Origin of the sequence: Xenorhabdus sp. BG5 (assembly GCF_015163665.1) — a bacterium.
GTDB lineage: Bacteria > Pseudomonadota > Gammaproteobacteria > Enterobacterales > Enterobacteriaceae > Xenorhabdus.
Genome location: NZ_JADEUG010000010.1, coordinates 24053 through 39516, shown reverse-complemented (window position 1 = coordinate 39516; position 15464 = coordinate 24053). Strand labels below are relative to the sequence as shown.

Genomic DNA, 15464 nt, shown 5'->3' with positions numbered 1-15464 from the left:
GGTGAGCAGCCTGATGCTGCTCATTGAAACCAATAAATAACAGTTATCTTATCGATAAGAAAGCTTTTTTTTGGATTTTTTCTTTAATTTCTATCAAGTAATTTACTTTAAAAACAAATGGTTATTTGAAATTAATTGTCTATTTTGATTTTTTGGTTAAGATAACCAACCGAAATTAACGTTTTGTTAAATTTAGAATCACATGTGATCCCTCTAACATAAAAAGCCCACAAGCCAACCTGCTTCTATTACAATTGTTTACACTCCGGTAACCTTACCGTAGAATGCCCGCACTGATGAAACGACAATAAAGCTTTTGTTATCTGGGGTCGCTCAATGAGACTTATGAAATACAAAAAAACTATTGGGTTATCGTCATTACTCGCAGCCACTTTAATGCTAAGTGGTTGTGATATGGTATTGATGAATCCCAAAGGGGCGATCGGCGTCGAACAAAAAACGCTGATACTGACAGCGTTTGGTTTGATGCTGATCGTTGTTATACCGGCTATTGTAATGGCAATCATTTTTGCCTTACGTTACCGGGAAGCCAATAAATCTGCAACTTATCGTCCAAACTGGGCACACTCAAATAAAATTGAGCTTGTCGTTTGGACTGTGCCTATCCTGATTATCATCACCTTGGCGACGATTACATGGAAAACGACGCATGAACTTGATCCATATAAGCCATTGGACAGTGATGTAAAACCGGTGACAATTGAAGTTATTTCCCTTGACTGGAAATGGCTGTTTATCTATCCGGAACAGGGTATCGCAACTGTAAACGAAATCGTATTCCCGAAAGATGTTCCAATTAACTTCAAAATCACCTCAGACTCTGTGATGAACTCTTTCTTCATCCCACAGTTAGGTGGTCAGATTTATGCAATGGCGGGCATGCAGACAAAATTGCACCTGATTGCTAACTCAGCGGGCAAATACGATGGATTCTCAGCAAGTTATAGTGGTCATGGCTTCTCAGGCATGAAATTCACTGCAACCGCGACTGATGATCGTGCAGGGTTTGAAGAGTGGGTGCAGAAAGTGAAAGCTTCACCGAAAACCCTGGATACCGTACAAGCATTCAATGGCTTGGCTAAACCTAGCCAAAACAATCCCGTTGAATACTTCTCAAGCGTGAAACCAAAACTGTTCCAAGAGACTATCGCCAAATTCATGGGTGACATGGGCCATGGTGGTATGCATGGTATGGCTGCTCACGGCAAAACAGAACATGGTGAAGCTGCGGGTCATAATATGAATATGAGTCAGCCGGCTCATTCAGGTGTTGAGGAATAAAGGCATGTGGGGAAAATTAACACTGGATGCGGTCCCATTACATGAACCCATTATTGTGGTGACATTACTTGGGATCTTGCTTGGGGGACTGGCAGTTGTTGGTTCCTTGACTTATTTCCGTAAATGGAAATGGCTTTGGAGTGAATGGTTAACCAGCGTTGACCATAAGAAAATTGGTGTCATGTACATCGTCGTTGCCATGGTGATGATGCTCCGTGGTTTCGCTGACGCCATCATGATGCGTGGACAGCAAGCCTTAGCTTCCGCGGGTGAAGCCGGTTTCCTGCCCCCGCACCATTATGATCAGATCTTCACCGCTCACGGCGTTATCATGATCTTCTTTATGGCGATGCCTTTCGTTGTCGGCCTGATGAACATTGTTGTTCCTCTGCAAATCGGCGCGCGTGACGTTGCATTCCCATTCTTAAACTCTTTGAGCTTCTGGTTATTTGTTGTCGGTGTCGCACTGATCAACATCTCTCTGGGAGTAGGTGAGTTTGCACAAACCGGTTGGTTGGCGTACCCGCCTCTATCTGGTCTGGAGTACAACCCAGGAGTCGGTGTTGACTACTGGATATGGAGTCTTCAGCTCTCTGGTGTCGGTACATTGCTGACCGGTGTTAACTTCTTCGTGACCATCCTGCGTATGCGTGCACCAGGTATGTCCATGATGAAAATGCCAGTCTTCACTTGGGCTTCACTGTGCACCAACATCCTGATTATTGCCGCGTTCCCAATCCTGACAGTAACCGTCGCGTTGCTAACCCTGGATCGTTATCTGGGCACCCATTTCTTTACCAACGATATGGGCGGCAACATGATGATGTACATCAACCTGATCTGGGCTTGGGGCCATCCTGAAGTTTACATTCTGGTTCTACCTGTCTTCGGTATTTTCTCCGAAGTCACTGCAACCTTCTCGAAAAAACGCCTGTTTGGTTATACCTCACTGGTGTGGGCAACAATCGTTATTACCATCCTGTCGTTCATTGTCTGGTTGCACCACTTCTTTACCATGGGTTCCGGCGCGAACGTTAACGCCTTCTTTGGTATCGCCACGATGATTATCTCCATCCCAACTGGGGTTAAGATCTTCAACTGGCTGTTCACCATGTACCGTGGTCGTATTGAATTCAAAACCCCAATGTTGTGGACGGTTGGCTTCTTGGTTACCTTCTCCATTGGTGGTATGACTGGTGTTCTGCTGGCAGTACCAGGTGCAAACTTCGTTCTGCATAACAGTCTGTTCCTGATCGCTCACTTCCATAACGTTATCATCGGTGGTGTGGTATTCGGCTGTTTTGCTGGTACTACTTACTGGTTCCCGAAAGCATTTGGTTTCACGCTGAATGAAAAATGGGGCGTTCGTGCATTCTGGTTCTGGATCACAGGTTTCTTCGTTGCCTTTATGCCGCTGTATGCGCTGGGCTTCATGGGCATGACTCGTCGTCTAAGCCAGGATATCAACCCTGAATTCCATCCTTTGCTGGTGGTTGCAGCAGGCGGTGTTGTGCTTATCGCTCTTGGTATTCTGTGTCAGGTTATCCAGTTCTACGTCAGTATCCGTGACCGTGAGCAGAACCGTGATCTGACCGGTGATCCATGGGGTGGCCGTACTCTGGAATGGTCAACATCATCTCCACCTCCGTTCTATAACTTCGCGGAAGTTCCACACATTCAGACTCGTGATGCGTGGTGGGATGTGAAAGAAAAAGGTACTGAATATAAGCGTCCTGCTAAATATGAAGAAATTCATATGCCTAAAAATACCGGTGCAGGTGTGATTATCAGTGCTTTCTGTCTGACCTTAGGCTTTGCTTTGATCTGGCATATCTGGTGGATGGCTATTGCAAGCTTCGCTGGCATCATCATCAGTTGCATCGTGAAAAGCTTTGACGAAGACGTTGATTATTACGTTCCTGTAGCTGAAATCGAGAAAGTTGAAAATCAGCGTTACGAAGATCTGAGAAAGGCAGGTGTGAAATAATGTCGACTCAAACCATTAACAACACAGCCGCCCATGATACTCATGGGCACCACGATACAGGAGCTAACAAGATATTTGGCTTCTGGATCTACCTGATGAGTGACTTGATTCTGTTTGCAAGTCTGTTCGCTACCTATGCCGTGTTAGTTAACGGCACTGCGGGTGGCCCAACGGGTAAGGATATTTTTGAACTGCCATTTGTACTGGTAGAAACCTTCTTGCTGCTGTTTAGTAGTATCACCTATGGTTTCGCCATGCTGGGCATGAACAAAGGTAAAACGGGTCAGGTTAATTTGTGGCTATTCATTACCTTCCTGTTTGGCCTTGGCTTCGTTTCAATGGAAGTTTATGAATTCCATAAACTGATCTCAGAAGGCTTTGGCCCTGATCGTAGTGCGTTCCTGTCTGCCTTCTTCGCACTGGTTGCCACTCACGGTCTGCACGTAACAATCGGCCTGATTTGGATCGTTATCCTGATGGTTCAAGTTTCACGCCGTGGCTTGACTAATGTGACCCGTATGCGTCTGAACTGCCTGAGCCTGTTCTGGCACTTCCTTGACGTTGTCTGGATCTGTGTATTTACTATCGTTTATCTGATGGGAGCTATGTAATGAGTCATCCAAATACTTCTCATTCCGGCGCAAGCCACGGTAGCTTCAAAACCTATCTAATTGGTTTTGTTCTGTCAGTCATACTGACCGTGATCCCATTCTGGATGGTGATGGATGGCACTGCTTCACACAGCACAATTCTGGTGACAGTAGTCGCTATGGCTGTTATTCAGATTTTTGTTCATTTCATCTGCTTCCTGCACATGAATACATCGTCTGAAGAGCGTTGGAACCTCGTTGCCTTAATATTCACATTAGTAGTCATCGCTATCGTTGTTGTTGGCTCTCTGTGGATTATGTACAACCTGAACATCAATATGATGGTTGATTAAGGGTTGATTTGAATGATTAAGCAATACCTGCAAGTGACCAAACCAGGAATTATTTTCGGAAATCTAATTTCTGCGATTGGTGGTTTTCTACTCGCTTCCAAGGGCGTAATAGATTACCCCTTGTTCTTTGCAACGATGGGCGGGGTATCGCTGGTGGTAGCATCAGGTTGTGTATTCAACAACTATATCGACCGCGATATTGACCGTATCATGGAAAGAACGAAAGAAAGAGTCCTTGTGAAAGGGCTTATCGATCCGAAAATCAGCCTGATTTACGCCTCAGTGTTAGGTATTGTTGGCATAGTGCTGCTTTATGTAGCAGCTAATGTCTTAGCAATGCAGTTAGCTCTCATCGGGTTTATCGTTTATGTTGGGGTTTATAGCCTCTACATGAAAAGAAAATCTGTTTATGGCACGCTGGTTGGTAGCTTGTCAGGCGCAGCACCTCCCGTGATTGGTTACTGTGCAGTAACAGGGCATTTTGATACAGGCGCGTTGATTTTATTGCTGATCTTCAGCCTGTGGCAAATGCCCCACTCTTATGCCATTGCTATTTTTCGGTTCAAAGATTATCAAGCGGCCAACATCCCAGTATTACCCGTGATTAAAGGTATTTCCGTAGCGAAAAACCACATCACTTTGTATATTCTGGCCTTTATGGTTGCCACTTTGATGCTGGCCATCAGCGGTTATGCGGGTTATAAATACCTTATCGTCGCTGCCGCAGTGAGCATCTGGTGGTTGGGTATGGCATTATCAGGTTATAAAACCGCTAATGACCGTATTTGGGCCCGTAAGTTATTTCTGTTTTCTATCGTCGCTATCATGTCATTAAGCGTCATGATGTCTGTAGATTCAACAGCATCACCAGAAAACCTACTGACTTACGTCTGGTAATATTTAGATGGCAGGCTAAACCCTGCCATCTTTTTCCTTTCTTTTATCTCTATTCAATGACAACTTATTCGGTTACAAACACTTCTTTTTTGTTTGCTCCCACTTAATTGAAATGTCATACCAGATTTTTTGAGGTATCCATGAACGATAATAAAATGACTCCGCTTGAACTTCGGGCAACATGGGGCTTAGGTTCTGTTTTCTCCCTGCGCATGTTAGGCATGTTCATGGTTCTGCCAGTTCTGACGACCTATGGTTTAGCGTTACATGATGCGACTGAAGCACTTATCGGAATTGCCATTGGCATCTACGGCTTAACACAGGCAATATTCCAGATCCCATTTGGGCTTCTTTCAGACAAAATTGGCAGAAAACCTTTAATCATCGGCGGGCTACTCATTTTTGCATTAGGCAGTGTTATTGCCGCCTTAAGCGACTCTATTTGGGGTATTATTATCGGGCGAGCCTTACAAGGCACAGGGGCAATATCCGCCGCTATCATGGCATTACTTTCAGACCTGACTCGTGAGCAGAATCGAACAAAAGCAATGGCATTTATTGGCATTAGCTTTGGCATTACATTCGCTTTTGCTATTGTTGTCGGCCCTATTATCACCCACCAAATCGGTTTAAATGGCCTATTTGGAGCAATTGCAATCTTGGCTTGCTGCGGAATACTGATCACACTTTTTGCCGTACCCAATACACACAAGCATTTATTAAATCGTGAGTCAGGTATTGCACGCGGCAGCTTCAAACGTGTGCTTTTCGATCCCCAACTCATCAAACTCAATTTTGGTATTCTCTGCCTGCATACCTTATTGATGTCGAGCTTTGTTGCCCTTCCCCTTATTATGGAAAAAGTGGGTTTTCCTCCACAACAACATTGGAAAGTGTATTTAATTACCACACTTATCTCTTTTGTCGCCGTTTTGCCTTTCATTATTTACGCAGAAACAAAACGTCGCATGAAACAGGTATTTTTGCTGTGTATAGCTATGCTATTCATCGCTGAAGCTGTTTTATGGTCTCAGGGATCGCATCTTTGGGGGATCTTTGCAGGTATTCAAATTTTCTTCCTTGCATTTAATATCATGGAAGCAATCTTGCCTTCACTCATCAGTAAAGAGGCACCAGCGGGTTACAAAGGCACTGCTATGGGCGTTTATTCTACCAGTCAATTTCTTGGCGTTGCTTTGGGAGGTTTCCTTGGGGGAATACTTTACGAATGGCAAGGTGCATCACTTGTCTTTATGGGAGGCATCGCGCTGACCGCATTCTGGTTTATTATCAGCCTGACCTTACAGCAACCCCCCTATGTCAGCAGCATCAGGCTCATTTTGCCAGAAAAACTCAGCAACGCTGAGGTTTTGGAGAAAAAGATATTGGCGCAAGCTGGTGTAAAAGATGTTGTCATCGCACCAGAAGAACACAGTGCGTATATCAAAGTCGATACTAAACTAACCAATCGCAACCAGTTAGAACAGCTTGTATTATCCCATAAATAGCTTGGGTATTTATAACAAGTACGGTGTTACTAAACACCGTACTATGATTAATTATTCACTCTTAGGATAATGACGGAAATTAATCGCGGAAATTAGTAAACTGGAAAGGCTGTCCCAATTCTGCACCACGAACCAATGCCATGACACTTTGCAAATCATCGCGCGCCTTACCTGTTACCCGCACTTGCTCACCTTGAATCTGGGCCTGTACCTTCAGCTTACTGTCTTTAATCAGCTTCACAATCTTCTTCGCTAACGGCGTCTCGATACCTTGCAGTAAGGTCGCTTCTACACTATACGTTTTGCCACTATGAACCATATTTTCAGGAATGTTGATTACAGAGCCATCAATTCCTCGTTTAGCAAACTTTTCACGCAGAATATCGACGAGTTGGTTCACCTGAAAATCAGATTCGCTGGCAATTTTGATCGATTCATTCTTTTCGTTTAATTCAAAACTCGCAGGGACGTTACGAAAATCCCAACGATTGCTTAACTCACGCTGTGCGTTTTCTACTGCATTACGCACTTCTTGCATATCAACTTCAGAAACAATATCAAATGATGGCATTACCCGTCACCTCCAGCTAATCAATAAATCGGCATGATAACCGCTTTCCATTATTGGCAAAAGCTCTATACTCGGAAGCCCAACGCTCTTTTTGCAATTATCCTATTTTCAGATCAGGAAGAAATATGAAAATAACCGTTCTTGGCTGTGGCGCTATAGGTAAACTGTGGCTTGCCGCTTTATCCCAACAGAATCATAGTGTTCAGGGATGGCTAAGAGTTCCGCAGTCTGTTATTTCCGTCCAGATCGAAAACTTCAATGGTCAGGCTTTTAATCAACAATTTCCTGCCAACGACGAAAAACACCTTGCTGAAAGCAAGTTATTCCTCGTTTGTTTAAAAGCGTGGCAAGTGTCTGACGCGGTCAATCACCTTGCTGACAAACTGTCTCCCCATTGCCCAATCCTGTTATTGCATAATGGAATGGGAACCCAGGAAGAATTCGCGCCTCTGCCCAACCCTATTTTACTTGGCGTAACTACGCATGGAGCCTATCGAAAAAATGGCATTGTGCACTATACATCACAAGGGATAACTCACATTGGTGCCATAACAGCCAATACCGCCAAACTCAGCGATCTGGCTGATGTTTTACACTGCGCCCTGCCCGATGTAGCATGGCATAATGAAATACATGCTATCAGTTGGATGAAACTTGCCGTCAACTGCGTCATTAATCCTCTCACCGTCATCTATGACTGCAAAAATGGTGACTTACTGCATCACCAGACACAAATTCAGGCATTATGTGGCGAAATTTACCAAGTTATGAAACATGACAGTATCCATACAACCAAACAAACATTGATTGATTATGTCATGAACGTAATTGAGCAAACCGCTGAAAATTACTCATCCATGCTGCAAGATGTACGGGCACAGCGACATACAGAAATAGACTACATTACCGGTTTTTTAATGCGTCGAGCCCGTGTTCACGGTGTGCCAATTACAGAAAATACTGCTGTTTATCATTACATTAAACGCAAGGAGGAAGAATATGAGCGCCTCAGCCCTTATTTGTCTCGCCCACGGTAGTGAAGAAACCGAGGCTGTCACGACAATTGATCTACTTGTTCGGGCGGGAATTAATGTTACCGTAGCCAGTGCAGAATCCGATGGTTCCCTCACATTAACCTGCTCACGCGGTGTCAAAATCGTGGCCGATATCCCTTTGGTTAATGTCGTTGACGAAGATTTTGATGCCATTATTCTGCCGGGAGGCATAAAAGGTGCAGAATGTTTTCGTGACAGCTTACTGGTAGTAGAAAAAATTCGAACCGCACAAAGTCAGGGGAAAATTATTGCGGCAATCTGTGCTTCTCCGGCAGTTGTATTGGAATATCATCACCTTTTCCCTGTCGGAAATATGACTGGCTATCCCAGTATGCAGGATAAGATTGCACCGGAAAAATGGATTGATAAACGGGTTTATTTTGACGAAAGGGTTAATTTACTGACCAGCCAAGGGCCTGCCACTGCTTTTGACTTCGCCTTGAAACTGATTGAATTGTTGAAAGGAAAAGAAAAAGCCGCAGAAGTTGCCGCCCAACTCGTTTTACCCCCTGGTATTAATAATTACCAAAACATCCAGTAATCATCTCACCCTATAAAAGGGAAGAAGATACAACATAGGCTGCTTATCGGATCGGTTCCGTAAGCAGCCTTGTGCCTTAAGGGCCAATTAAGGTCGATACACCTTAACATTGCCGAAGCCTTGTTCACACAGATAAAGTGCCTGTAAACGGCTCATCACACCACGCTCACAATAAAGCAGATACGTTTTTTCTTTCGGCAGATCACCAAACTGGGTGCCCAGTTTATAGAAAGGCAATGACTGAATTTCAATACCGGCTATATTTAACGGACGATTATCCTGTTCATCGGGGGAACGGATATCCAATAACACATCATTAGGGGAAAGTGCAGATACCATTTCCACTTCCACCACTTGCTCACTGGATTGCTCTGCAATTTGGCGGATATCCAGATTCTGGGCTTCACTAACCACGCGTTCTAAGATCGCAAAGTCAAAATTGTTTTCCTCTGCTTCAATTTTGGCTTTAACGGCTTTCACTGTCGGGCTTTTTGATATCACACCACAAAATTCCGGCATAGTGCGGGCAAAATCTTCGGTGCCAATCTCACGAGCCAGCTTAATAATGTGTTCTTTATCGTGGGAAATCAGGGGACGGAGGATCAACGTATCTGAAACATTGTCAATCAACCTTAAGTTAGTCAAAGTCTGGCTGGATACCTGCCCCAAGGCCTCACCGGTTACAATCGCCTGTACACCATAGCGTTCTGCAACCCTGGAAGCTGCTCTGACCATCATTCTTTTCAGCACAACTCCCATCTGCCCGTCATCAACTTTTTCCAGAATTTCAGCCACGACAGGTTCAAAATTAACAGCAACGAAACGGACTTTATGTGAGCTGCCAAATCGGTTCCACAAATAATGGGCAACCTGCTTTACGCCAATTTCATGGGCTGCGCCACCAAGATTAAAGAAACAGTAGTGCACACGGCAGCCACGACGCATCAACATATAGCTGGAAACGCCGGAATCAAATCCACCGGAAATCAATGACAGTACATCTTCCTGCGTACCTATAGGAAACCCGCCAATCCCTTCATGACGGGCTTTAACCAGAATCAACTTATCCTGCTCAATTTCCAGATTCACGGTGACATCAGGCTTGGTCAGTTTCACCTTGGCTGATTCAATATGTTGATTCAAGCCGCCACCAACATAGCGTTCAACTTCATTGGATGTAAAACTGTGTTTACCACGGCGCTTTGCGCGAACACAAAATGTTTTACCATGCAGTAAATGGCCGTAAGTTTCGTAGGTTTGCTCAAAGATATGATGCAGATCACGAAAATCCCGCTCTTCTACTTGCAGGATATGGTGGATACCTGGAATGCGTGTCAGTGCGTCACAAATTTCCGCACCAAGGTTATCGTCCTTAACCCGAACTTCGATATTATCCCAATGGCGAACAACAGCAATGCCTTCTCCGAAGGTCTTCAACACATTACGGATATTGCTGGCAAGAATTTTAATAAAGCGCAACCGGACGGTCTGGCTTTTAATCGTAATTTCTGGGAATAATTTAATGATAAACTTCATAGTAAGATATAGTAGTCATTCAATGTTGAACTATCATCAACAATATCAATGATTGTTCTTAAGTGTTCAGTTGGATAGGGTGCAGAGTATAACACCATCTGGGTTATCACCTGTAAAAAATCGACTGCAAAAACCGACTATAAAAAAATAGTGGTAACACATGATTTATTTCTCTTGGTGTAGTAGGGTACTCTCAATTCTGTCACGAACTTACTTTGCTGTAATTCGTTAAATAACCATATGTTAAGTCATTATGCCTAAAGCAAATCAAACATCAGCAACCGAACAAATGCCAACATTCGAAACCTCGCTTAAAGAGCTGGAGGAAATTGTTATTCGGCTGGAATCCGGGGAACTCCCATTAGAAGATGCGTTGAATGAATTTGAACGTGGTATTCAACTTGCAAGACAAGGACAAAAAACGCTTCAACAGGCGGAGCAACGAGTGCAAATTTTACTGAACCATGATGCACAATCGCCTCTTGATGAATTTTCGTCCGATGCTGAGTGAATTTATGTCTGAACAATATAAGGCTCCTTTTGAAGAGCAATCTTTTGAAAAAAGACTGCACGCTTGTCAGCAACACATTAATGACAAACTGATGGCAATATTTTCTTCATTGCCCTTTTTAAACAGCCCATTAGGTACAGCAATGCAATATGGTGCAGTACTGGGTGGAAAGCGGCTACGTCCATTTTTAGTTTACAGCGTGGGAGAAATGTTTGGCCTCCCTAAAAAGAGTCTTGATGCCGCTGCCATAGCAATAGAGTGCATTCATGCCTATTCATTGATCCACGATGATTTACCCGCAATGGATAACGACGACTTACGTCGTGGGCAGCCTACCTGTCATATCAAATTTGGTGAAAGTCAGGCTATTTTAGCTGGTGATGCATTACAATCACTGGCCTTTGAAATTCTGGCAAAACAGGACATGCCCAATGTGACCTTATCCGATCGTCTTGCTATGATCGCTGAACTGGCAAGCGCCAGTGGCTTTGCCGGTATGTGTGGTGGGCAGTCACTGGATTTGGAAGCTGAAGGTAAACAGATCGATCTCGTTTCACTGGAACAGATCCACCAACATAAAACAGGCGCATTAATACTTTCAGCCGTCCGATTAGGCGCTTATAGTGCGGGACAACGTGGCCGTGAAGTATTGCCTTTACTGGAACAATATGCGCAAGCCATCGGCCTGGCATTTCAGGTACATGACGATATTTTGGATGTCATTGGCAATACTGAAGTTATTGGTAAGCGTCAGGGCAATGATCAGCAACTTGGCAAAAATACTTACCCTGCATTATTGGGTCTAGAGCAAGCCCAACAAAAAGCCAGAGATCTGTATGAAGAAGCGCTCGCCACCCTTACAGAACTGGAAAAATTGTCATATGACACCGCAACCTTAAAGAAATTGGCTGGTTTTATCATTGAGAGAAACAGCTAAAGAAACCGGTAAAGCGCCTTACGAGGTGAACCCAGAAATTACACACTGATAATAACAGGGTTCTTAATATTCAACTTCTAACGGATATAGCATTTTACACAGGCATAGCATGAGCATTGATATAGCGAAATATCCAACATTGGCATTGGCAGAAACTCCAGAAGAGCTTCGCCTGCTACCCAAAGAAACCTTGCCAAAGTTATGCGATGAACTGCGTCAATTTTTGCTGAACAGTGTCAGCCGCTCCAGTGGTCACTTTGCTTCCGGCCTTGGCGCTATCGAATTAACCGTCGCACTCCACTATGTTTATAAAACCCCTTTTGACAATTTAGTCTGGGATGTTGGTCATCAAGCCTATCCCCACAAAATTTTAACTGGACGTCGTGATCGCATTAATACTATTCGGCAAAAAAATGGCCTTCACCCCTTCCCTTGGCGAGAAGAAAGTGAGTACGACACCTTGTGCGTCGGCCACTCATCCACATCAATCAGCGCTGGCTTAGGTATGGCTATTGCTGCCGAACACGAGGGCAAAGGCCGCAAGACGGTATGCGTCATTGGGGATGGAGCTATTACTGCGGGCATGGCTTTTGAAGCCATGAACCATGCCGGCGATATCGATCCCGACATGCTGGTTATTCTCAATGATAATGAAATGTCTATCTCTGAAAATGTGGGAGCATTGAATAACCATCTGGCACAAATTCTGTCAGGCAAGCTGTATACAACCCTGCGTGAAGGTGGCAAAAAAGTTTTTTCCAACCTGCCTCCTATCAAAGAATTACTGAAAAAAACGGAAGAACATCTGAAAGGCATGGTTGTTCCCGGAACGCTGTTTGAAGAACTTGGGTTCAACTATATCGGGCCTGTTGATGGTCATGACGTACTGGCGCTAACCCAGACTTTGAAAAACATGCGTGAACTGAAAGGACCACAATTCCTGCATATCATGACTAAAAAAGGGCGTGGTTATGCACCAGCGGAAAAAGATCCTATCAGTTGGCATGCCGTCCCAAAATTCGATCCCTCAACGGGTTCTTTGCCCAAAAGTGCAGAGACTCGCCCGACATTTTCCAAGATCTTCGGTGACTGGCTGTGTGAACAAGCCGCTCATGATAAAAAACTGATGGCGATCACCCCAGCCATGCGCGAAGGTTCCGGCATGGTGCGCTTCTCCCGCGAATACCCTGAACAATATTTTGATGTCGCGATTGCCGAGCAGCATTCTGTCACTTTTGCCGCAGGTCTGGCTATTGGCGGCTACAAACCTATCGTCGCCATTTACTCCACCTTCCTGCAACGCGCTTATGATCAAGTGATCCACGATGTCGCCATCCAAAACCTGCCTGTTTTGTTTGCCATCGACCGTGGCGGCATTGTCGGTGCAGATGGTCAAACTCATCAAGGGGCTTTTGATCTTTCTTTCCTGCGCTGCATCCCGAATATGGTGATTATGGCACCCAGCGATGAAAACGAATGCCGCCAGATGCTGCATACCGGCTATCATTATCAAGCAGGCCCTGCTGCTGTTCGTTATCCTCGCGGTACAGGGACAGGCGCTGAATTCCAACCTCTGGAAACATTGCCAATCGGCAAGGGCGTCATCCGCCGTCAGGGAGAGCGCATTGCGATCCTTAACTTTGGCACATTATTAGACTATGCACTGCAAGCGGCTGAAAATCTGAATACAACTGTTGTGGATATGCGTTTTGTCAAACCGCTGGACAAAGAGCTGGTGCTGGAAATGGCAGCCAGCCACGAGCTGCTGGTAACTTTGGAAGAAAATGCCATCATGGGCGGTGCAGGCAGTGGTGTTAACGAATTACTGATGCAGGAAAAGTTGTCAGTTCTCGTATTGAATCTGGGTTTACCCGATAACTTTATACCACAAGGAACACAACAAGAGCTTCATACTGATTTAGGGCTGGATGCGGCAGGTATTCAAAATAATATCGAAAAATATCTGGCTGAATAATCGCTAATAAATAATGGATGAGTGTTTTTATTAAATATTCATCCATTTTAATTTCTATACGAATTAAACTTCAAGTTGCAATTTACAGCGTTATATGAAACGTGATTTCTCCCCGCTTCGCGGGGAAAAATCACATGTATATTGAAATTAGATTGGTATATTTCAATTCTTATCTCCCTTAATATTCCCCATTACCAATATATTATTTTTTATCAACTCATCTTTTATAATTTCAGAAAGCGACCATTACTATTTGATATAAATAGTGTTTCAAAATGATATTGATATTCTCAGTATTATGAAAACCTATTTATCAATAGCCAAAGATTATTTCCTATATCTCAAATTAAGCATATCAATTTGACTCAATACAAATACTGTGATACCCATGTTATTTGAATGGTTATTATCTTTGCTTACGATAGCAATAAAAAATAAAAAGTAATAAAAAACATCAAATAAGACTAATAAATATTAAGGAATAATGATGGATAATATCAATACCATATCTAATTCACAACAACGCCTTTATGACTTTAATGAAAACTGGACTGATTGGCGTTGGCAACAAAAAAACGCATTACGTGATGAAAAATCTTTACGTATCGCCTGCGGTGGATGGAGTGAGGAAATAACTCAACGTATTCAGCAAAATTTGCAAGGCCAAAAAATACAAATAACTCCCTATTATCTCCGCCAGATATTAGCCACCAACCAATCAGGCGATATCACGACAAACCCACTTTGGCGACAAGTGGTTCCATTTTGGAGTGAAGAGCAGTCCAATGGCTATGATGGGGAATCTGAAAATTGGGAACTTAATAATGAAATGAAAACGCCCATCTGCCAGCATAAATATGACAATCGGGTGATCTTGCGCATGGTTAATGCCTGTAACTCCTACTGTCAATTTTGCTTTGAAGCTCTAAGAACATTGAAAGTTGATTCAGGTAAATCAAACGCTGGCCGAACTTCCTTCCAACAATCCCTTGAATACATCAAAAATACCCCCTCTGTGGAAGAAGTCATTCTTAGCGGTGGTGATCCCTTGATGCTGACAGATAACAAATTGGATGAATCGCTGTCTGCTATCAGAGAAATCAGAGAAGACCTGTTAATCCGCGTTCATTCCAGGGCTCTGACATTCAATCCCTACCGTATTACCAATGCGTTAATCGAAACACTGAAAAAACACCGTGTTAACGCCTTTGGTGTCCATATCTGTCATCCACTTGAGTTAAGTGAAGAATTTCAGTCTGCCGTGCGCCGCATCCAGAGTGTCGTACCGATTGTTTTTTCCAATATGCCCTTCTTACGCGGCATCAATGACAAAGAAGAAATCCTCCATAAACTGTTTATCGATTTATATCGTATAGGGGTTAAACCTTACTATCTCTACCATTTTATGCCTTTCTCTCCCGGCTCCTCAGAATACAAAGCCTCAATCCATGATGCCATTGCTATCATGAGTAAACTCAAGCGTCGAGTTTCCAATATCGCTTTACCGGAATATGTTCTGCCACATATGAAAGGCAAATTCACCGTACCTTTATTCACTAATCCGGAAGAAATACCTTATTTTGAATCCATAAACGGCAAACGTTATTACCGATTTATCAACTGGCAACACGAACAATGTGAATGGCTAGATAATTAATTTACTTATTATTTTCAGCAAATGATAAAACCTATTTATTTCAA

General features: G+C 43.6%; 14 protein-coding genes. 12 read left to right on the top strand and 2 right to left on the bottom strand.

What is annotated here, in order from left to right:
• The first annotated feature begins 336 nt into the window (after nucleotides 1-336).
• The 6 genes from cyoA (at nucleotide 337) to IQ209_RS07265 (ending at nucleotide 6637) form a co-directional block, all read left to right on the top strand.
• Nucleotides 337-1302, top strand: coding sequence for a cytochrome o ubiquinol oxidase subunit II (cyoA, locus tag IQ209_RS07290; protein ID WP_193850370.1), 966 nt, complete (start codon nucleotides 337-339; stop codon nucleotides 1300-1302).
• Nucleotides 1303-1306: 4 nt separating this feature from the next.
• Entirely contained in the window at nucleotides 1307-3289 is a 1983-nt protein-coding gene (cyoB, locus tag IQ209_RS07285; protein ID WP_193850368.1) for a cytochrome o ubiquinol oxidase subunit I, read from the top strand.
• Nucleotides 3289-3900, top strand: coding sequence for a cytochrome o ubiquinol oxidase subunit III (locus IQ209_RS07280; RefSeq protein ID WP_193850366.1), 612 nt, complete (start codon nucleotides 3289-3291; stop codon nucleotides 3898-3900). Before cyoB ends, IQ209_RS07280 begins: the two co-directional genes overlap by 1 nt.
• The gene (locus tag IQ209_RS07275; protein ID WP_074019286.1) at nucleotides 3900-4232 is read left to right on the top strand and encodes a cytochrome o ubiquinol oxidase subunit IV; all 333 of its coding nucleotides are present in this window, start codon (nucleotides 3900-3902) and stop codon (nucleotides 4230-4232) included. The genes IQ209_RS07280 and IQ209_RS07275 overlap by 1 nt, the downstream gene beginning before the upstream one ends.
• A gap of 12 nt (nucleotides 4233-4244) precedes the next feature.
• Nucleotides 4245-5129: a heme o synthase gene (cyoE, locus tag IQ209_RS07270; protein ID WP_193850364.1), complete on the top strand. Its 885-nt coding sequence runs from the start codon at nucleotides 4245-4247 to the stop codon at nucleotides 5127-5129.
• A gap of 140 nt (nucleotides 5130-5269) precedes the next feature.
• A complete protein-coding gene (locus tag IQ209_RS07265; RefSeq protein ID WP_193850362.1) occupies nucleotides 5270-6637 on the top strand; it encodes an MFS transporter in 1368 nt (455 codons plus the stop codon).
• Nucleotides 6638-6716: 79 nt separating this feature from the next.
• Here the strand turns inward: IQ209_RS07265 and IQ209_RS07260 are convergent, their stop codons facing one another.
• Nucleotides 6717-7208 (bottom strand): YajQ family cyclic di-GMP-binding protein, encoded by a 492-nt coding sequence (locus IQ209_RS07260; RefSeq protein ID WP_193850360.1) that lies wholly within the window; start codon nucleotides 7206-7208, stop codon nucleotides 6717-6719.
• 125 nt (nucleotides 7209-7333) lie between these two features.
• Between IQ209_RS07260 and panE the strand changes: the two genes are divergently transcribed.
• Both panE and yajL read left to right on the top strand, forming a co-directional pair.
• Nucleotides 7334-8245: a 2-dehydropantoate 2-reductase gene (gene panE / locus IQ209_RS07255; protein WP_193850358.1), complete on the top strand. Its 912-nt coding sequence runs from the start codon at nucleotides 7334-7336 to the stop codon at nucleotides 8243-8245.
• Nucleotides 8208-8804 carry a protein deglycase YajL gene (gene yajL, locus IQ209_RS07250; RefSeq protein WP_193850356.1) on the top strand — a complete coding sequence of 199 codons (597 nt, stop codon included), beginning with the start codon at nucleotides 8208-8210 and terminating at the stop codon, nucleotides 8802-8804. The genes panE and yajL overlap by 38 nt, the downstream gene beginning before the upstream one ends.
• 87 nt (nucleotides 8805-8891) lie before the next feature.
• On the opposite strand, the gene thiI is transcribed toward yajL, so the two are convergent.
• Nucleotides 8892-10340, bottom strand: coding sequence for a tRNA uracil 4-sulfurtransferase ThiI (gene thiI / locus IQ209_RS07245; RefSeq protein WP_193850354.1), 1449 nt, complete (start codon nucleotides 10338-10340; stop codon nucleotides 8892-8894).
• 253 nt (nucleotides 10341-10593) lie between these two features.
• Between thiI and xseB the strand changes: the two genes are divergently transcribed.
• The 4 genes from xseB to IQ209_RS07225 all read left to right on the top strand — a co-directional run bounded on the left by xseB (nucleotide 10594) and on the right by IQ209_RS07225 (nucleotide 15420).
• Nucleotides 10594-10851, top strand: coding sequence for an exodeoxyribonuclease VII small subunit (gene xseB, locus IQ209_RS07240; RefSeq protein WP_193850352.1), 258 nt, complete (start codon nucleotides 10594-10596; stop codon nucleotides 10849-10851).
• A 4-nt stretch (nucleotides 10852-10855) separates the two neighbouring features.
• Entirely contained in the window at nucleotides 10856-11788 is a 933-nt protein-coding gene (gene ispA, locus IQ209_RS07235) for a (2E,6E)-farnesyl diphosphate synthase (protein ID WP_193850350.1), read from the top strand.
• Nucleotides 11789-11897: 109 nt separating this feature from the next.
• Nucleotides 11898-13763 (top strand): 1-deoxy-D-xylulose-5-phosphate synthase, encoded by a 1866-nt coding sequence (gene dxs / locus IQ209_RS07230; protein WP_193850348.1) that lies wholly within the window; start codon nucleotides 11898-11900, stop codon nucleotides 13761-13763.
• Between the two features lie 487 nt (nucleotides 13764-14250).
• Nucleotides 14251-15420 carry a KamA family radical SAM protein gene (locus IQ209_RS07225; protein WP_193850346.1) on the top strand — a complete coding sequence of 390 codons (1170 nt, stop codon included), beginning with the start codon at nucleotides 14251-14253 and terminating at the stop codon, nucleotides 15418-15420.
• The last annotated feature ends 44 nt before the right edge of the window (nucleotides 15421-15464 follow it).